The organism is Agrococcus sp. Ld7, from assembly GCF_045064095.1.
In the GTDB taxonomy this organism is placed as follows: Bacteria; Actinomycetota; Actinomycetes; order Actinomycetales; family Microbacteriaceae; genus Agrococcus.
In genome coordinates this window covers 123,572-140,722 of the sequence record NZ_JBISGY010000032.1, presented here as the reverse complement: position 1 = coordinate 140,722, position 17,151 = coordinate 123,572, and the positions used below count along the sequence as shown (strand labels likewise).

Genomic DNA, 17,151 nt, shown 5'->3' with positions numbered 1-17,151 from the left:
CGCCAGGCGGGCATGTCGTGACCAAGACACCCGATCACTCAGGGTCAGAGACCAGTAGAGCCACGCCCGACCATCACCGAAGCCAGCCTGCACCGATCACGGACCGGTATCCACCATTAGAGAGACCCGTGTCGAAGAACTCACCCCCTGCAGCCGCAGGCATCAGGGTCGAGGAGACTGCGGCCCGCAGGGTCGCAGCCGTCACGAGCCCTGCCCTAGTCTGACCAGGCGTCACGCAGCATCCAACCGGCCTCGGTGCTCATCGCGAGCACCGAGGCCGGTGCTCGTTCCGACACCACACGCAGCAGCCACGCGTCGCCGAGTCGCTGCACGAGCTCGAGCCTGCCATCGTCGGGCATCCGCCACGGCTCCGTCGCGATCAGCTGCGGGCTCTCCGGCGCATGCAGGCTGACGAGGCACGCAGCATCACCCGCATCGAGGCACGCCTCCCGCTCCGCGAGCAGCATCGCGACGGCCTCGACCGGGTCGGCGGCTGCTGCGGCGGCCTCACTGGCTGCGGACACCGCTGCGTCCGACACCGCGGGCGTCGGCGCGACGGCGTCGCCCGTCGCAGCGCTCGGCGCCGCTGCCGCACTCGTCGCGGGCGCGAGGACGGACGGGTGGGCCTCGCGCACGCCGACGGCCTGCCCCGCGCGCCCGTCAGGCCAGAGCAGCACGGCTGTCACGATCAGCATCGCCGCGCCACCGGCGGCGATCGCCCAGAATCGGGGCCGCACGGCGCCCAGCGATCGCGCGATCCGCGATGCGAGCGGCCCAGAGCGGTCGACCAGCCGCTCGGTGACGAGCGCCAGCATCGCCGGGACCGCCGCCAGGCCGGACGCGCGCTCGCGCCGTCGCATGAGCGCGGTCCTGGTTGTCGCGACGCTTGGCTCCGCCTGCTCTGGGGCGAGCGGCAGTGCCGGCCACTCGGCGAGCAGCCCATCAGCCGCCGCGGCCAGGTCGCGCGCCTGCAGCGCACGCTCCACGGCTGCCGGAAGCGCCGCTCCCCCGGCTTCGAGCACGGCCTCCGCGAGTCGGCGCCAGCCCTCGACGTCGATGGCGACGCCCTCGCTGCCGGCACGCCACGCATCCGTTGGGCGCTCCGTCTCGATCCGCGCGCCCTCGCCGAGCAGCAGCGGTGCCCCATCGGCATCCAGACGCACGGCGTGCGCGGTGCAGCCGCCTGCGGATGCGCCGATCCGATGCAGCGCGGCCAGCGCGGCGGCGATCGGCGCCAGTGCGGTCACAGCTTCACCCGGCGGGGGCGACTGCCGCTGCAGGAGCCAGTCGGCGAGGCTTCGCGGCAGCAGCGGCCGCACGATCACGACCCCGTCGTGCGTGGCGACATCGACGATCGGCATCAGGTGCGGGTGGTCGGCTGTGAGCAGCGCCTCGACCTCCCTGGCGAGCACGCCGTCGGCGGCGCCCAGACTCCTGTGCAGCTCGACCGCGCCCGTCGATGCGCCCGCAGGCGCATCCGAACCCACCCACACCTCGCGGTCTGCGTCGGATCGCAGCGCCCGTACGAGCCGATAGCCGGCGATCTGCGCGCCTCCGTCATCCACGAGCGCGACGATGCCAGGACAGCGATCCACCGTGCGACGCCGGGCGGCCGAGCTGTGGAGAGCGACGGCACCGGGCGCCGGTATCCTGGTGCCATGGCACGCGACACCCAGAAGGAGCCCGGCAGGCTCAAGACGATGTGGTCGATCTTCAAGATGACCCGCGAGAACGACAAGAAGGCGCTGCCGCTGATGCTGCTGGCCCTCTTCGGCCCCATCATCGTCATCACGGTGCTGGCGATCGTCTTCCGCCAGGACACGCTCTTCCTCGTGCTGTGGATCATCTCGGGCGTGCTCATCGGCCTGATGCTGATGATGATGGTGCTCACCTGGCGGGCCGAGAAGATCGCCTTCGGGCAGATCGAAGGCCGGCCCGGGGCGGTCGGCGCCGTGCTCAAGAACGGCCTGCGCGGCAACTGGACGACGAGCGAGATGCCGACGGGCGTGAATCCGAAGACGCAGGATGCGGTCTACCGCGCCGTGGGGAAGCCCGGCGTCGTGCTCATCGCCGAGGGCCCCAAGGAGCGCGTCGCTCGCATCCTCGGCGAGGAGCAGCGGAAGGTGAAGCGCATCGTCCCGAACGTGCCGATCCACGTGCTCGAGATCGGTCCCGACTCGCGGCTCGAGCTGCGCAAGCTCACGAAGTCCATGCGACGCCTGAAGCGGACGCTCTCGCGCGCAGAGGTCATGGCGGTCGCGAACCGCCTCACCTCGCTCGGCCAGGCCAACCTGCCGATCCCCAAGGGGATCGACCCGCGCAGGGTGCGGCCCGGACGCCCCCGCTGACGTAACATCGCCGAAACATCGGCGTCACGGTCGGGCAACGGCTCCCGCGTAGCGTCGAGGTCACGGCACCCGCCCACCGCCAACGCATGTCAAGGAGCACCATGTTCAAGGATTCCTCCGAGGTCCTCGCCTATATCAAGGACGAGGGGGTGCAGTTCCTCGACATCCGCTTCACCGACCTTCCCGGCGTGCAGCAGCACTTCAACATCCCCGCCTCGACGGTGGATGAGGAGTTCTTCAGCGTCGGCCAGCTGTTCGACGGCTCGTCCATCCGCGGCTTCGCGAGCATCCACGAGTCGGACATGCAGCTGATCCCCGACGTGACAACCGCCTACGTCGATCCTTTCCGCGAGGCGAAGACGCTCGTGATGGTGTTCGACATCTACAACCCGCGCACGGGCGAGATCTACCACCGCGACCCGCGCCAGGTGGCGCACAAGGCCGAGCAGTACCTCTCGTCCACCGGCATCGCCGACACCGCCTTCTTCGCCCCCGAGGCCGAGTTCTACGTCTTCGACGACGTGCGCTACAGCGTGCAGCCGCAGGGCTCGTTCTACGCGCTCGACTCCGTCGAGGCCGCGTGGAACTCGGGTCGCGTCGAGGAGGGTGGCAACCTGGCGAACAAGACGCCCTTCAAGGGCGGCTACTTCCCCGTCTCCCCCGTCGACAAGCAGGCGGACCTGCGCGACGACATCGTGCTGAAGCTCGAGGAGATCGGGCTGCAGGTGGAGCGCAGCCACCACGAGGTCGGCACGGCCGGCCAGGCCGAGATCAACTACCGCTTCAACACCATGGTGAAGTCGGCGGATGAGATCCTCGCGTTCAAGTACATCGTCAAGAACACGGCGGAGCAGTGGGGCAAGACGGCCACGTTCATGCCGAAGCCGCTCTTCGACGACAACGGCTCGGGCATGCACACGCACCAGTCGCTGTGGCTCGACGGCAAGCCGCTCTTCTTCGATGAGAACGGCTACGGCAACCTCTCCGACACCGCCCGCTGGTACATCGGCGGCCTGCTCGCGCACGGCCCGGCGGTGCTGGCCTTCACAAACCCGTCGACGAACTCCTTCCGCAGGCTCGTGAAGGGCTACGAGGCGCCCGTGAACCTCGCCTACTCGGCCGGCAACCGCTCCGCAGCCGTGCGCATCCCCATCACGGGCTCCAACCCGAAGGCGAAGCGCATCGAGTTCCGCGTGCCCGACGCCGCGTCCAACCCGTACCTCGCGTTCGCCGCGCAGCTGATGGCGGGCCTCGACGGCATCAAGAATCGCATCGAGCCGCTCGACCCGATCGACAAGGACCTCTACGAGCTGCCGCCCGAGGAGGCCAAGAACATCCCGCAGGTGCCCGGCACGCTCGAGGAGGCGCTGGTCGCGCTCGAGCAGGATCACGAGTTCCTGCTCGAGGGCAACGTGTTCACGAAGGACCTCATCGACACGTGGATCGCGCTGAAGCGCGAGACCGAGATCCTGCCGATGGCGCTGCGCCCGCACCCGTACGAGTTCGAGCTCTACTACGGGGTCTGACCCACGAGCGAGGCACCCGGACGGGGCCGGATCCCCTCTGGGTCCGGCCCCGCTGCGTCGATCGAGTCCTGCCCGATCCGCGCGGGTAACGACAGGTCACTGCAGGATGTATAGTCATCGTGTGCTGACCATTGCTTCTCACCTGGACGTCATGCATCGCCTCGGGCGAGCGATGGCCGATCCGACCAGGGCGCGCATCCTGCTGCGGCTGCTCGAGCGTCCCGGCTACCCCGCACGGCTCGCGCACGACCTGGACCTGACGCGCACGAACGTCTCCAATCACCTCGCCTGCCTGCGCGACTGCGGGATCGTGGTCGCCGAGCCCGAGGGCCGTCAGACGCGGTACGAGATCGCCGACCCGCACCTCACGCGAGCCATCCAGTCGTTGCTGGCCGTCACGCTGGCTGTGGACGAGGGCGCACCCTGCTTGAACGACACGTGCACGGTCGATGGATGCTGCGAGGCTCTAGCGTGAGCGTGCTGCAGGCGGAGGACCGGCGGGCACGGCTGCGCCGCCGCGTGCGCTGGATCGTTGGCTTCACGATCACCTACAACATCGTCGAGGCCATCGTCGCGATATGGGCGGGCAGCGTCGCCTCCTCCGCGGCGCTCATCGGCTTCGGTCTCGACTCGATCATCGAGGTGCTCTCCGCAGCCGCCGTCGCGTGGCAGTTCACGCGCAAGGATCCCGAGCGGTGGGAGGCGGTCACGGTGAAGGTCGTCGCGATCGCGTTCTTCGCGCTCGCGGCCTACGTGTCGGTGGACGCCGTGTTCTCGCTCGCCGGCGTCGGCGAGGTGGAGCACAGCCCCGTGGGCATCGCGATCGCGGCGCTGAGCGTCGTGGTCATGCCGGCGCTCGCGTGGTTCGAGCTGCGCACCGGCAAGCAGCTCGGGTCTCGCAGCGTGCAAGCCGATGCGAAGCAGCTGCTGCTGTGCAGCTACCTCTCTGCTGCGGTGCTCATCGGCCTGGTCGCGAACGCGCTGTTCGGCTGGTGGTGGGCCGACTCGATCGCTGCCCTCGTCATCGCGGTGCTCGCGGTGCGCGAAGGGCTCGCTGCCTGGCGCGGCGATCTCTGCTGCGCCCCGACGCTCGGCGACGACGAGCGCGCCGCAGATGCGGACGCGTGCTGCGGCAACTGTGCGCACGAGCCCGCGAAGGCGCAGGGTTCTCGCACTCAGTCGTAGAAGACGCGCTCGAAGACGCGCCTGGAGCGCCGGGTCGCGGCGAGGTACTGCTCCTCGAGCGCGGCGGCCGAGCCCGCCGGCAGGCCGACCAGCCGGGCGACCGCCTCGAGCTCGCCGCGATCCTCGGGCAGCACATCGATCGACCGCGCGCGTGCGAGCGCGAGCGCGTTGCGGATGCGCGTGGCGAGCAGCCATGCCTCGCGCAGCGCCCCGGCGTCTCGCTCGCTGACGAGGTCGGCGCGGGTGGCGGCGGCGAGCGCCTCGAGCGTGGACGTCGTGCGGAGGCTCACGTCTCGACCCGCATGCCGCAGCTGCAGCAGCTGCACGAGCCACTCCACGTCGCTGAGCGCGCCGTCGCCGAGCTTCAGGTGCCTGCTGCGATCGGCGGCCTGCGGCAGCCGCTCGCCCTCGACGCGCGCCTTGATGCGTCGCACCTCGCGCACGGACGATGCCGGGAACTCGTCGGGGTAGCGGCGCTCATCGATCACCACCATGAGCTCGGCGGCCAGCTGCGCGTCACCGGCGAAGGGCCGTGCGCGCAGCAGCGCCTGCGCCTCCCACGGCTCCGACCAGCGCTCGTAGTAGGCGCGGTAGCTCTCGAGCGTGCGCACCAGCGGGCCCTGGCGGCCCTCTGGCCGGAGGCCGGCGTCCATCTCGAACGGCAGCGACGGGTCCGCGAGCGTCTCCTGCACCTTGCGGACCACCACCGTGGCTGCCGAGACAGGGTCCTCCCCGCCGCGGGCGACGTGCATGACGTCGATGTCACTGCCGAAGCCGATCTCGCGCCCGCCCGTGCGGCCCATCGTGATGATCGCGAGCTCGAGCTCCGCCGGCTTGTGCAGGGTCACCGCAGCATCGACGAGCGCCGCCGCGATCGCCGAGAGCGCCTCCCCGACGCCCGCCTCGTCGATGCGCTGCAGCGCGCTCGCCGTCGCGACCCGCAGGTGCTCGCGACGCCGGAGGCTGCGCAGCGCTCGCCGCACCGCCTCGGGGTCGTCGCGATGCCGAGCGAGGATCGCCGCGGTCTCCTCACGCAGCCCCTCCTCGGAGCGCGGACGCAGCTGCTCGTCGCTGTCGAGCCAGGACGCAGACTCGGAGATGCGCTCCATGAGCGACCCGATGAGGCGCGAGGACGAGAGCAGGCTCGTCAGGCGCCGTGCGGCGACCGGGGAATCGCGCAGCATCCGAAGGAACCACGGCGTCTCGCCGAGCGACTCGCTCAGCCGCCGGAAGGCCAGCAGGCCCATGTCGGGATCCGCGCCCTCGGCGAACCAGCCGAGCAGCACGGGCAGCAGCAGCCGCTGGATCTGCGAGCGACGCGAGACGCCCTCCGTGAGCTCGGCGATATGCGCCAGGGCGCCCTTGGGGTCGACGTAGCCGGATGCTCGCAGCCGACGCTGCGCCGCCTCCGGCGTGAGCTGCACGTCGTCGCGGCCGAGCGAAGCGACCGCGCTCAGCAGCGGGCGGTAGAAGATGCGCTCGTGGAGCGTGCGCACGGCCCTGCGCACCGACTGCCACTGCGTCGTCAGCGCGTCGGCGCTCTCCAGTCCCGCGGTGCGCGCGAGCCTGCGAAGCTCCTCCGGCTCGTTCGGCATCAGGTGGGTGCGACGCATGCGCCAGAACTGGATGCGGTGCTCCAGCACCCGCAGGAACCGGTAGTGGTCGCTGAACTCGTCCCGGTCGGAGCGACCGACGATGCCCCGTGCCGCGAGCGCGTCGAGCGCCTCGAGCGTGCCCCGCTGCCGCAGCGAGTCGTCATCGGCGCCGTGCACGAGCTGCAGCAGCTGCACGGTGAACTCAATGTCGCGCAGGCCACCCGGGCCGAGCTTCAGCTGCCGGTCGACCTCGTCGACCGGGATGTGCTCGGTGACGCGCTCGCGCATGCGCTGCACGGATTCGACGAACCCGTCGCGGCTGGACGACTCCCACACCAGCGCCCGGATCGCCTCGTCGTATGCGGCGCCGAGATCGGGATCGCCCGCGATCGGGCGCGCCTTCAGCAGCGCCTGGAACTCCCACGACTTCGCCCACCGGTCGTAGTAGGCGATGTGCGAGGCGAGCGTGCGGGTGAGCGCACCATCCTTGCCCTCCGGTCGCAGGTTCGCATCCACCTCCCAGAGCGGCGGCGAGCCCTGGTACGCGCCGCACGCGGCGCTCGTCTCGCGCGCCAGCAGGGTCGCGATCTGGGTGGCGCGCGCGTCGTCGAGCTCGCTGCCCTCGCGCATGCCGTGCACCCAGATGACGTCGACATCGCTCACGTAGTTCAGCTCGCGCGCACCGGTCTTGCCCATGCCGATCACGGCGAGCATGACCCGGTCGGCATCGTCGCCGAACCGCTCGCGGGCAGACCGCCGAGCGACAGCGAGCCCGGCTTCCAGCGCCGCCGAGGCGAGGTCCGCGAGCGCGGCCGAGACCACGTCGACCCGATCCTTCGGATGCTCGAGCGCGAGATCCCAGGCGACGAGCGCTGCGACGTGGTTGCGGTATCGGTCACGGAGCGCGGCGACGCCCTCCTGCTCCGGCATCGTCGATGCGCCGTCCTCGGCGGCCACCGCCGCCAGCAGGCTGTCGCGGTACTGCGCGGGGCCCATCGGCGAGGGCGGGTGCATCACGGCGTCGAGCTGCGCGGGATGCCGCTCGAGGTGCTCTGCGGTGCCGAGCGACCCACCCAGCACGCGCAGCAGCGACGCAAGCCCGTCCGGGTCGTCGAGCGCCGCCGTGAGATCGATGCCTGCGCGCACGAAGCGCACCACCATCTGCAGCGCCTGGTCAGGGTCGGCAGTGCGCGCGCACGCCTCGACGAGGTCGTGCAGCGCCTCCGGCAGCTCGTGCACGCAAGCCTCTGCCCTGCTCGGCTCGCGGTAGCCCAGCCGCGCCAGGCGCGATCGCGGCGACGGGATGCGCATGCGTCAGAGCGAGAGCAGGTTCGACTCGAGCTCGACGCGCGTCACCTGGTCGCGGTACCGGCGCCAGTCCTCGCGCTTGTTGCGCAGCACGAAGGAGAAGACCTGCTCGCCGAGGGTCTCCGCCACCAGCTCGGACTCCTCCATGGCGCGGATCGCGGCGTCGAGACTCGTCGGCAGCGGCGTGTACCCGAGCGCCTTGCGCTCCCTGTCGGAGAGCTGCCAGATGTCCTCGATCGCCTCGTCCGGCAGGTCGTAGCCCTCCTCGATGCCCTTCAGGCCGGCCGCCAGCAGCACCGAGAACGCGAGGTACGGGTTCGCCGCGGAGTCCAGCCCGCGGTACTCCACCCGTGCCGACTGCGCCTTGTTGGGCTTCGAGAGCGGCACGCGCACGAGCGCCGAGCGGTTGTTGTGGCCCCAGCTCACGAAGCTGGGCGCCTCGTCCCCCGCCCAGAGCCGCTTGTAGGAGTTGACGAACTGGTTCGTGACAGCCGTGAACTCGGGTGCGTGGTGCAGCAGCCCGGCGACGAACTGCCGCCCCACCTTCGAGAGCTGGTACTTGCCAGACGGGTCGTGGAAGGCGTTCTGCTCACCCTCGAACAGCGACATGTGCGTGTGCATGCCGCTGCCAGGGTGGCCCTCGAACGGCTTCGGCATGAAGGTCGCGAACGCGCCCTCCGAGATCGCGACCTCCTTCACGATGGTGCGGAAGGTCATGATGTTGTCGGCGGTGGAGAGCGCGTCGGCGTACCGCAGGTCGATCTCGTTCTGGCCGGGGCCCGCCTCGTGGTGGCTGAACTCGACCGAGATGCCGATGTCCTCCAGCATGCGCACACTGGCGCGACGGAAGTCGTGGGCCGTGCCGCCGGGGACGTTGTCGAAGTAGCCGGCTCGATCGACGGGCTCCGGGTTCAGCACATCCGCCGACTTCAGCAGGTAGAACTCGCACTCGGGGTGCGTGTAGAAGCTGAAGCCGCGATCCGCCGCCTTCGCGAGCGTGCGCTTGAGCACGTGCCGTGGATCGGCGGCGGCTGGCTCGCCGTCGGGCGTGAAGATGTCGCAGAACATGCGGGCGGTCGGGTCGACCTCGCCGCGCCACGGCAGCACCCGGAAGGTCGAGGGATCGGCCTTGACGAGCACATCGGCCTCGGATGATCGGGAGAGCCCCTCGATCGAGGAGCCGTCGATGCCCATGCCCTCGGAGAAGGCGGCCTCCACCTCCGCCGGCGCGATGGCGACGGATTTCAGCGAGCCCAGCACATCCGTGAACCAGAGCCTCACGAACTTGACGCCGCGCTCCTCGATCGTGCGAAGCACGAAGTCCTGCTGCTTGTCCATCCCAGCCCCTCTCGCCTTCCCTCAGGCTAGTGGGCGCGCTCTGCGGGTTAGGCTCGGGCCATGGCATTCAACGACAGCGGCTCGGAGAAGACCGGAGAGTCCCAGGAGGTCGCTGCGCCCTACGGCGGCTCGAGCGCAGGGCCGAAGCGGGTACGGGTCCGGCACTTCGAGCGTGCAAAGCGAGACGGCGTGAAGATCGTCGGGCTGACCAGCTACGACTACCTCTCCGCGCAGATCTTCGACTCGGCGGGCATCGACTTCCTGCTGGTGGGCGACTCGGCCGGCAACACCGTCTTCGGCTACGACACCACGCTGCCCGTCACGGTCGACGAGCTGATCCCCCTGACCCGTGCCGTCGCGCGGGCTGCGAAGCGCGCGCTGGTCGTCGCGGACATGCCGTTCGGCTCCTACGAGGTCAATGCGCGCGAAGCGCTGCACACCGCGATCCGCTTCATGAAGGAGACGGGCGCCCACGCGGTGAAGCTCGAGGGCGGCGAGCGCTCCGCGGAGCAGATCCGCCGGGTCGTCGAGGCCGGCATCCCCGTGATGGGCCACGTCGGGTACACCCCGCAGTCGGAGCACGGACTGGGCGGTCACGTCATCCAGGGCCGCGGCGAGGACGGCGCGGACCAGCTGCTGCGCGACGCGCTCGCGGTGCAGGAGGCTGGCGCCTTCGCGGTGGTGCTGGAGATGGTGCCGTCGGCAGCGGCGAAGGCCGTGACCGAGGCGCTCTCGATCCCCACCCTGTCGGTCGGCGCGGGACCGCACTGCGACGGCCAGCTGCTGGTGTGGAGCGACTGGGCGGGCATGACCACCGGCCGCATCCCCAAGTTCGTGCAGCAGTACGCGCAGCTGGGTGCGACCCTCGAGGCCGCCGCCATCGCATTCCGCGAGGACGTCGCGAACGGCGCCTACCCCGCGCCCGAGCACGAGTACGAGTAGCCGGATGCGCGGCGCACTGCTGCTGCGGGGCGTCAACGTGGGCGGCGTGACCGTGCGATCCGCCGACCTGCGCGCGCTGCTGGCCGATGCCGGCCTGGGCGATGTCGCGACCGTGCTCGCGAGCGGCAACGCCGTGGTGACGGCCGCGGATGCGGCTGCAGCGGCCCGGGACGCGGAGGCGGCGCTCGAGGCGCGGTACGGCAGGCGCATCCGCGTGCTCGGCATCGCGATCGACGCGCTTGCCGCGATCGTCGCCGACTACCCCCATCCCGAGGACGCCGGGCATACGCCCTACGTGGTGTTCGAGCTCGAGCCCGGCGTCGCCGATGGGCTCGCGGCGATCGAACCCGGTGAGGGTGAGTCGATCGCGACCGGTGACGGCGTCATCCACTGGTCGAACCCGAAGGGCACGACGCTGACGAGCCCGTTCGCGAAGGCGCTCGAGCGCACCGCGAAGGATCGCGTCACGACGCGCAATCTCCGCACGCTGCGCAAGGTGCTCGCCGCCGCGTGAGCTCGCTGCCGGGCGGCGTGTCGGCCCACGCTGGCCAGACGGGAGAGCACTAGGCCTGGGTGCCGCGCGTGTCGGCGTCCGGGGCATCGCCGTCCGAAGCCTGCTTGCCCTCGGTGGAGCCCCAGCTGTCGTCGGCGGCCTCCTCTGCTGCCCACGCGCGCGATCGCTCCTTGATGATCTCGGGAGCGCGCGCGGCCTCCTCGCGGGTCGCGAACGGGCCCGCGCGGTCGTAGCCCGGCGACACCATGCCCTCTTCGACGACACCGGTCTCGAGGTTGTACCAGAAGTCTGCGCTCATGGGGCCTCAGTGTAGGCCGACACCGTGAGCGCGGTCGAGGCTGCCGGAGCCGGCCCGTCGGAGGCTGCCCGCTCCTAGGATGGTCGGCATGCCGAAGGACGCCGCAGGACGCCTCATCCCTGGCCGGATCGGGCCGCCGCGCGCGGTGAGCACCGCGATCCCTCGCCCCGAGTACGTGGGGCGGCCGGCGCCCGCGAAGCACGTCGGCGGCGACGTCTACGACGACGTGACCGTCGAGCGCATCCGGGCGGCGGGCACGATCGCCGCCGACGCGATCGCCGCCGTCGGCGCAGCCGCGCAGCCCGGCGTCACCACCGACGAACTCGACCGGATCGGGCACGAGTTCGTCACCGGGCACGGCGCGTACCCATCGACGCTCGGGTACCGCGGCTTCCCGAAGTCGCTCTGCTCGAGCGTGAACGAGGTGGTGTGCCACGGCATCCCCGACGACACCGTGCTCGAGGCCGGCGACATCGTGAACATCGACATCACCGCCTTCAAGGACGGCGTGCATGGCGACTCCAACCGCACCTTCGTCGTCGGCGAGACGCGCGAGGAGGTGCGCCTGCTGGTCGAGCGCACCGAGGAGGCGCTGCGCCGCGCCATGAAAGCCGCGCTGCCCGGCCGGCGCGTGAACGTGATCGGTCGCACGATCGAGATGTACGCGAAGCGCTTCGGCTACGGCGTGGTGCGTGACTTCACCGGCCACGGCGTCGGCACGTCGTTCCACTCGGGCCTGATCATCCCCCACTACGACACGGATCGGTTCGACACCGAGATCGTGCCCGGCATGGTGTTCACCATCGAGCCGATGCTGACGCTCGGCACGCACGAGTGGGAGCTGTGGGACGACAGCTGGACCGCCGTGACGAAGGATCGCTCCATCACCGCACAGTTCGAGCACACGCTCGTGGTGCGCGAGACGGGCGCAGAGATCCTGACGCTGCCCGCGCGCTGAGCGCGCTTCCGGGCGTGCCGACCTTCGCGATCCCGGCGAGCGGGTGTCCTAGGACGCAGGCACGCCTCCGCTGCGGGCACGGACTGCGCCGTTCCATGGCAGGATCGTCGCCGTGACGAAGGCAAAGCAGATGGCAGTCGGTGTCGACATCGGCGGAACGGGCGTCAAGGCTGCGCTCGTCGACGTGGCCGCGGGCGCGCTGCGCAGCGACAGGGTGAAGGTGCCGACGCCTGCGGGCGGAGAACCCGACGCCATCCGCGACGCCGTCGTCGAGCTCGTGAGCCGACTCGACATCGACGAAGACACCCCGATCGGCGTGACATTCCCGGCGATCGTGCGACGGGGTCGCACGATGAGCGCGTCGAACGTCTCGAAGGCCTGGATCGGCCTCGAGGCCGAGCGGCTGTTCGAGGATGCGCTCGGTCGCGACATCCACTTCGTCAACGACGCGGATGCCGCCGGCTTCGCCGAGGACCACTACGGCGCCGCGCGGGATGCCTCGGGGCTCGTCATCATGACGACGCTCGGCACGGGCATCGGCGGCGCGCTCATCTACGACGGCGTGCTGATCCCCAACGCGGAGCTCGGCCACCTCGAGCTCGACGGCGAGGCCGCGGAGGATCGCGCGTCGAACAGGGCGCGCGAGCGCGAGGAGCTCAGCTGGGAGGCGTGGGCCCAGCGGCTGCAGCGCTACTACAGCCATCTCGAGTTCCTCTTCTCCCCCGACCTGTTCGTGGTCGGCGGCGGCGTCTCGAAGTCGTCGGAGCTGTTCCTGCCCCTGCTCGATCTCGCCACGCCGATCGTGCCAGCGAAGCTGCGCAACAACGCCGGCATCATCGGCGCCGCCGCGCTCGCCCGCGGCCTCTAGCCAGCCCGCGCCGCGCCGACCGCCCGGGTCCGCCGAACGCGTGTCGACTTGTTGCACGATCGCGCTCGAAGAACTGCAACAACCTGACACGCGCCACATCGCACCGCGCGGGCTGGCTAGAGGCCGCGGGCGAGCGCGGCGGCGCCGATGATGCCGGCGTTGTACCGCGGCCCCCGCCGCCAATCCCCAGGAGCACTGATGCCCCAGATCCTCATCCCAGAGCTGGTCGTGCTCGACGCCGACCTCGGCGCCGACAAGCAGGCCGTGATCCGATCGCTCGCCGCACGCGCTGCGCAGACCGACCGTGTCGCCGACGGCGAAGGACTCGCGAGCGCGGTGCTCGACCGCGAAGCGCTGACACCCACCGGGATGGGCGCGGGCATCGCCATCCCCCACTGCAAGTCCGCTGCCGTCCGGGAGCCGAGCCTCGCCTTTGCGCGGCTCGCGCCGCCCGTGGACTTCGGCGCTCCCGACGGTCCGGCAGACCTCGTGTTCATGATCATGGCCCCCGAAGGCGCTGCCGAGACGCATCTCGCGGTGCTCTCGAGGCTCGCCGGTTCGCTCATCGATGAGGACTTCACGAATGCCCTGCGCAGCGCCGGGTCCGCCGACGAGGTCGTCTCCCTCGTGGCCGGCGTCGTGGCCGACAAGGAGGAGGTCGCAGACACGCCGCTCGCCGAGGGCACACGCAGCATCGTCGCCGTCACGGCCTGCCCGACCGGCATCGCGCACACCTACATGGCGGCGGATGCGCTCACAGCGGCCGGCGAGCGCGCGGGCGTGCGCGTGACGGTCGAGACGCAGGGCTCGAGCGGCACGAAGCGACTCGACCCGGCAGTGATCGCGGCCGCCGACGCCGTCGTGTTCGCCGTCGACGTCGACGTTCGCGAGCGCAGCCGCTTCGCCGGCAAGCCGTTCCTGCAGGTGCCCGTCAAGCGCGGCATCGATGCCCCCGACGCACTCATCGCCGAGGCGCTCGGGCACGCCGACGACCCGCAGGGACCGCGCCTGGCGGGCGATGCGTCAAGCGAGCCCACGCAGCAGCAGGGCCGCGGCTCCCTGGGCGGCACCGTCAAGCGTGCGCTGCTCACCGGCGTCAGCTACATGATCCCCTTCGTCGCCGGCGGCGGCCTGCTGATCGCGCTCGGCTTCCTGTTCGGCGGCTTCGAGATCACCGATGTCGCCGGCGACGTGATCGTGCAGAACACGCTCTGGAACCTGCCAGCGGGCGGCATCGGCGAGTACCTGGGCGCCGTGCTGTTCTCGATCGGCGCTGCCTCGATGGGCTTCCTCGTGCCGGCGCTCGCGGGCTACATCGCCTACGCCATCGCTGATCGGCCAGGCATCGCCCCCGGCTTCGTCGCCGGCGCCGTCGCACTGCTGATGAGCGCGGGCTTCATCGGCGGTCTGGTCGGCGGCTTGCTCGCCGGTCTCGCGGCCTGGTGGATCGGCACCTGGCGGGTGCCGCAGTGGATGCGTGGGCTGATGCCCGTCGTCATCATTCCGCTGGTCGCCTCGATCTTCGCTTCCGGCCTGATGGTCGTGCTGCTGGGCGGACCGATCGCGGCGCTCATGGCCGGGCTGACCGACTGGCTCAGCTCGCTGACGGGCACCGGTGTGATCCTGCTGGGCCTGCTGCTGGGCACGATGATGGCGTTCGACCTCGGCGGCCCGATCAACAAGGTCGCGTACGGCTTCGCGGTCGCCGGGCTCAGCGCCGGGTCGCCCGAGAACCCCGCCCCCTGGATGATCATGGCGGCAGTGATGGCGGCGGGAATGGTGCCACCGCTGGGCATGGCGCTGGCGACCGTGATCGACAAGCGGCTGTTCACGCCCGCCGAGCAGCAGAACGGCAAGGCGGCCTGGCTGCTGGGCGCCTCGTTCATCTCGGAGGGAGCCATCCCGTTCGCGGCGGCCGACCCGCTGCGCGTCATCCCGGCATCGATCCTCGGGGCGGCGACCACCGGTGCCATCTCGATGGCGGCCGGCGTGACGAGCCAGGCGCCGCACGGCGGCTTCTTCGTCTTCTTCGCGATCGGCAACCTGCTCATGTTCACGCTCGCGATCATCGCCGGCACGATCGTCACCGGCTTCGCGGTCATCGCGCTCAAGCGCTGGGCGCGCCGCACCCCAGTGGCAGCGCAGGCCGAGCCCGCGCTGGTGGCCGCCTGACGCATCCGCGCGTCGCGCGACGCGTGTCAGGTTGTTGCACCCTCAGGCTCGAAGAGGTGCAACAACCTGACACGCGTCCCACGGGACATAGGCGTGAGGGGCGAATCGGCCGGCCGATACGCCGGGTTCTGTCGTGGACGGTCATCTCTCTACGGGAAGCATTGCTGCAGCCCTCTAGCGACCTACCCGCGGATGGGACGAGCAGCCCCGTGATCCGCTGTCTGGTCTTGCTCCGGGCGAGGTTTACCTAGCCGCGACGCTCACACGCCACGCTGGTGGGCTCTTACCCCACCGTTTCACTCCTGGCCGGTCCGGATCCGAGGATCCTGACCGGTGGATCTGCTCTCTGTTGCACTTGCTCGCGGGTTGCCCCGGGTGGACGTTATCCACCGCCCTGCTCTCTGGAGCCCGGACGTTCCTCGGCACGGCGTGCCCTGACCGAAGCCCGAGCCCACCGCGACGCGACCGCCTAGCCGACCGATTCGCTGCGGCAACGATACCGCGCGGCGCGCGTCGGATGCCGCCGTCGTCAGATGCCGCTGTCCTCGGTGCGCACGAGGATCGCCGAGGAGCCCGGATCGAGGATCACGTCATCGTCTGCTGCCTGCCGGATCTCGTGCATCTCCGACGCGGTGAACTCCACACCGGATGCGGTCGACGAGCGGTGCTGCAGCAGCGTCGCGCCGATGCCGTAGCGCTCGCGCTGCCGGTCGTAGAGCGCCAGCAGCTCGGTCGGCACCGCGGCAGCGCGGTCGCCGCGCTCGGCGCGAGCCTCTTCGAGCTCGCGCTCCAGGCCCGCCGCCTCAGCGTCGCGCTCGGCGGCGAGCCGCTCGCGCTCTGCGCGCGCCGTGGCCGCCTGCTGGCGGGCAGCGGCCAGTGCCGCCGCGGCATCCTCCTGCTGCTGCATCGACTCGAGCTCGAGATCCTCCAGGTCGCCGCGGCGCCGCTCGAGCGTGGCGATCTCGTGCTCGGTTGCCGTCGCGACCTTCGCGTCGGTGATCGACGGCAGCCGGTCGCGGTTGCGCACCAGCCGAGCCTCGACCGTCTGCACGTCGTTCTCGATCCGCGCCACCTCCGCGGCGATGTCGTCGTGCTCGCCGAGGCGCTCGAGCACGTCGCGGTCGAGTGTCACGAGCTCGGTGTCGAGCTCGTCGATCCGCTTCGTCTGCGGCAGCGCCTTCAGCTTGCCCTGCAGCCGCACGATGCGGGTGTCGACGTCCTGCAGCGTCAGCAGTCGTCGCTGATCCTGATTGCTGGCCTTCAGTGCCATGTCTGCTCCTCCTGCGGAACCGCGAAGTCCCACGGGTCTGTTCTGATCTCGCTCACGATGACCTCGACGCCCGGCAGCGCGGTGCGCAGCTGCTCGGCGGCCGGACGCAGCCACAGCGATTCGCTCGCCCAGTGGGAGACGTCGACGAGCGCCGGCCCCTCTGCGGCGGCGTGCCGCTCGCGCGCATCCGATGCCGGGTGGTGGCGCAGGTCGCTCGTGATGTAGACGTCGGCGCCGGCCACGGTCGGCTCACGCAGCAGGGAATCGCCTGCGCCGCCGCAGATCGCCACTCGGCGCACGGGCCGCGCAGGGTCGCCGGCGGCGCGCAGGCCCCCTGCCACCGAGGGCAGCAGAGCCGCGAGCTGCTCGACGAGCTCGCGCAGCGCGATGGGCTTCTGCAGCTCACCGACTCGACCGAGCCCCTTCTCAGGGTCGACGCGGTTGCGCACGATCGGTTCGACGTCGACGAGGCCCAGCATCGCGGCGAGCTCGCCGCTCGTGCCGCGATCGACCGCATCGGCGTTCGTGTGGGCGGCGAGCAGTGCGACGCTGGCGCGCACGAGCCGCGTGATGACCCGGCCGGCCGGCGTGGTCGCGGCCACGCTCGTGGCTCCACGCAGCAGCAGCGGGTGATGCACGAGCAGCAGATCGGCCTCGCGCTCCACGGCTTCGGCCGCCGTGGCCTCGACGGCGTCGACGGCGAGCAGGATGCGGCGCACGGGATCGGCGGGATCCCCGGCCACGAGCCCCACGGCGTCCCAATCCTCGGCGGTGGCGGCGGGCCAGAGCTGCTCCACCGCCAGCTGCACATCCGCGACGCTGGTCATGC

The 17,151-nt window shown here is 70.9% G+C and carries 15 protein-coding genes and 1 other RNA gene; 9 read left to right on the top strand and 7 right to left on the bottom strand.

Annotated features, from left to right (window positions below):
• Positions 1–215 precede the first annotated feature (215 nt).
• Positions 216–1,565, bottom strand: coding sequence for a hypothetical protein (locus ACJJVL_RS09745; RefSeq protein ID WP_405218464.1), 1,350 nt, complete (start codon positions 1,563–1,565; stop codon positions 216–218).
• Positions 1,566–1,658: 93 nt separating this feature from the next.
• Here ACJJVL_RS09745 and ACJJVL_RS09740 point away from each other — a divergent pair, with 93 nt between their 5' ends.
• From ACJJVL_RS09740 to ACJJVL_RS09725, 4 genes are all read left to right on the top strand, one after another.
• Positions 1,659–2,348: a DUF4191 domain-containing protein gene (locus ACJJVL_RS09740; protein ID WP_405218463.1), complete on the top strand. Its 690-nt coding sequence runs from the start codon at positions 1,659–1,661 to the stop codon at positions 2,346–2,348.
• Between the two features lie 101 nt (positions 2,349–2,449).
• Positions 2,450–3,874: a type I glutamate--ammonia ligase gene (gene glnA, locus ACJJVL_RS09735; RefSeq protein WP_405218462.1), complete on the top strand. Its 1,425-nt coding sequence runs from the start codon at positions 2,450–2,452 to the stop codon at positions 3,872–3,874.
• Positions 3,875–3,995: 121 nt separating this feature from the next.
• Positions 3,996–4,349 (top strand): ArsR/SmtB family transcription factor, encoded by a 354-nt coding sequence (locus tag ACJJVL_RS09730; RefSeq protein ID WP_405218460.1) that lies wholly within the window; start codon positions 3,996–3,998, stop codon positions 4,347–4,349.
• The gene (locus ACJJVL_RS09725) at positions 4,328–5,059 is read left to right on the top strand and encodes a cation diffusion facilitator family transporter (protein ID WP_405218459.1); all 732 of its coding nucleotides are present in this window, start codon (positions 4,328–4,330) and stop codon (positions 5,057–5,059) included. Before ACJJVL_RS09730 ends, ACJJVL_RS09725 begins: the two co-directional genes overlap by 22 nt.
• Here ACJJVL_RS09725 and ACJJVL_RS09720 read toward each other — a convergent pair.
• Together ACJJVL_RS09720 and ACJJVL_RS09715 are read right to left on the bottom strand one after the other, a co-directional pair.
• Positions 5,050–7,965 carry a bifunctional [glutamine synthetase] adenylyltransferase/[glutamine synthetase]-adenylyl-L-tyrosine phosphorylase gene (locus ACJJVL_RS09720; protein ID WP_405218458.1) on the bottom strand — a complete coding sequence of 972 codons (2,916 nt, stop codon included), beginning with the start codon at positions 7,963–7,965 and terminating at the stop codon, positions 5,050–5,052. The genes ACJJVL_RS09725 and ACJJVL_RS09720 overlap by 10 nt on opposite strands.
• A gap of 3 nt (positions 7,966–7,968) precedes the next feature.
• Complete coding sequence (locus ACJJVL_RS09715; RefSeq protein WP_405218456.1) at positions 7,969–9,300, bottom strand: glutamine synthetase family protein; 1,332 nt, start codon at positions 9,298–9,300, stop codon at positions 7,969–7,971.
• Positions 9,301–9,360: 60 nt separating this feature from the next.
• Here ACJJVL_RS09715 and panB point away from each other — a divergent pair, with 60 nt between their 5' ends.
• Positions 9,361–10,242 (top strand): 3-methyl-2-oxobutanoate hydroxymethyltransferase, encoded by an 882-nt coding sequence (panB, locus tag ACJJVL_RS09710; protein ID WP_405218455.1) that lies wholly within the window; start codon positions 9,361–9,363, stop codon positions 10,240–10,242.
• 4 nt (positions 10,243–10,246) lie between these two features.
• Positions 10,247–10,756: a DUF1697 domain-containing protein gene (locus tag ACJJVL_RS09705; protein ID WP_405218453.1), complete on the top strand. Its 510-nt coding sequence runs from the start codon at positions 10,247–10,249 to the stop codon at positions 10,754–10,756.
• Positions 10,757–10,805: 49 nt separating this feature from the next.
• Here ACJJVL_RS09705 and ACJJVL_RS09700 read toward each other — a convergent pair whose 3' ends face one another.
• The gene (locus ACJJVL_RS09700) at positions 10,806–11,054 is read right to left on the bottom strand and encodes an SPOR domain-containing protein (protein ID WP_405218451.1); all 249 of its coding nucleotides are present in this window, start codon (positions 11,052–11,054) and stop codon (positions 10,806–10,808) included.
• Positions 11,055–11,142: 88 nt separating this feature from the next.
• Between ACJJVL_RS09700 and map the strand changes: the two genes are divergently transcribed.
• The 3 genes from map to ACJJVL_RS09685 all read left to right on the top strand — a co-directional run bounded on the left by map (position 11,143) and on the right by ACJJVL_RS09685 (position 15,052).
• Positions 11,143–12,012 carry a type I methionyl aminopeptidase gene (gene map / locus ACJJVL_RS09695; protein ID WP_405218450.1) on the top strand — a complete coding sequence of 290 codons (870 nt, stop codon included), beginning with the start codon at positions 11,143–11,145 and terminating at the stop codon, positions 12,010–12,012.
• A gap of 130 nt (positions 12,013–12,142) precedes the next feature.
• A complete protein-coding gene (gene ppgK / locus ACJJVL_RS09690; protein ID WP_405218468.1) occupies positions 12,143–12,880 on the top strand; it encodes a polyphosphate--glucose phosphotransferase in 738 nt (245 codons plus the stop codon).
• A gap of 198 nt (positions 12,881–13,078) precedes the next feature.
• On the top strand, positions 13,079–15,052 hold the full coding sequence (locus ACJJVL_RS09685) for a fructose-specific PTS transporter subunit EIIC (protein WP_405218448.1): 1,974 nt from the start codon (positions 13,079–13,081) through the stop codon (positions 15,050–15,052).
• 101 nt (positions 15,053–15,153) lie between these two features.
• Here the strand turns inward: ACJJVL_RS09685 and rnpB are convergent.
• From rnpB to ACJJVL_RS09670, 3 genes are all read right to left on the bottom strand, one after another.
• Positions 15,154–15,533, bottom strand: an RNA gene (gene rnpB / locus ACJJVL_RS09680) — RNase P RNA component class A.
• Positions 15,534–15,581: 48 nt separating this feature from the next.
• The gene (locus tag ACJJVL_RS09675) at positions 15,582–16,322 is read right to left on the bottom strand and encodes a zinc ribbon domain-containing protein (protein WP_405218446.1); all 741 of its coding nucleotides are present in this window, start codon (positions 16,320–16,322) and stop codon (positions 15,582–15,584) included.
• Positions 16,313–17,149, bottom strand: a complete 837-nt coding sequence (locus ACJJVL_RS09670) for a Nif3-like dinuclear metal center hexameric protein (protein ID WP_405218444.1) — start codon at positions 17,147–17,149, stop codon at positions 16,313–16,315. The genes ACJJVL_RS09675 and ACJJVL_RS09670 overlap by 10 nt, the downstream gene beginning before the upstream one ends.
• Between the last annotated feature and the right edge of the window lie 2 nt (positions 17,150–17,151).

Excerpts from the sequence above, each read along its gene's own strand:
- ACJJVL_RS09740 (WP_405218463.1), top strand. The coding sequence starts at position 1,659 with ATGGCACGCGACACCCAGAAGGAGCCCGGCAGGCTCAAGACGATGTGG.
- glnA (WP_405218462.1), top strand. The coding sequence starts at position 2,450 with ATGTTCAAGGATTCCTCCGAGGTCCTCGCCTATATCAAGGACGAGGGG.
- ACJJVL_RS09725 (WP_405218459.1), top strand. The coding sequence starts at position 4,328 with ATGCTGCGAGGCTCTAGCGTGAGCGTGCTGCAGGCGGAGGACCGGCGG.
- ACJJVL_RS09720 (WP_405218458.1), bottom strand. The coding sequence starts at position 7,965 with ATGCGCATCCCGTCGCCGCGATCGCGCCTGGCGCGGCTGGGCTACCGC.
- ACJJVL_RS09715 (WP_405218456.1), bottom strand. The coding sequence starts at position 9,300 with ATGGACAAGCAGCAGGACTTCGTGCTTCGCACGATCGAGGAGCGCGGC.
- panB (WP_405218455.1), top strand. The coding sequence starts at position 9,361 with ATGGCATTCAACGACAGCGGCTCGGAGAAGACCGGAGAGTCCCAGGAG.
- ACJJVL_RS09705 (WP_405218453.1), top strand. The coding sequence starts at position 10,247 with ATGCGCGGCGCACTGCTGCTGCGGGGCGTCAACGTGGGCGGCGTGACC.
- ACJJVL_RS09700 (WP_405218451.1), bottom strand. The coding sequence starts at position 11,054 with ATGAGCGCAGACTTCTGGTACAACCTCGAGACCGGTGTCGTCGAAGAG.
- map (WP_405218450.1), top strand. The coding sequence starts at position 11,143 with ATGCCGAAGGACGCCGCAGGACGCCTCATCCCTGGCCGGATCGGGCCG.
- ppgK (WP_405218468.1), top strand. The coding sequence starts at position 12,143 with ATGGCAGTCGGTGTCGACATCGGCGGAACGGGCGTCAAGGCTGCGCTC.
- ACJJVL_RS09685 (WP_405218448.1), top strand. The coding sequence starts at position 13,079 with ATGCCCCAGATCCTCATCCCAGAGCTGGTCGTGCTCGACGCCGACCTC.
- ACJJVL_RS09675 (WP_405218446.1), bottom strand. The coding sequence starts at position 16,322 with ATGGCACTGAAGGCCAGCAATCAGGATCAGCGACGACTGCTGACGCTG.
- ACJJVL_RS09670 (WP_405218444.1), bottom strand. The coding sequence starts at position 17,149 with ATGACCAGCGTCGCGGATGTGCAGCTGGCGGTGGAGCAGCTCTGGCCC.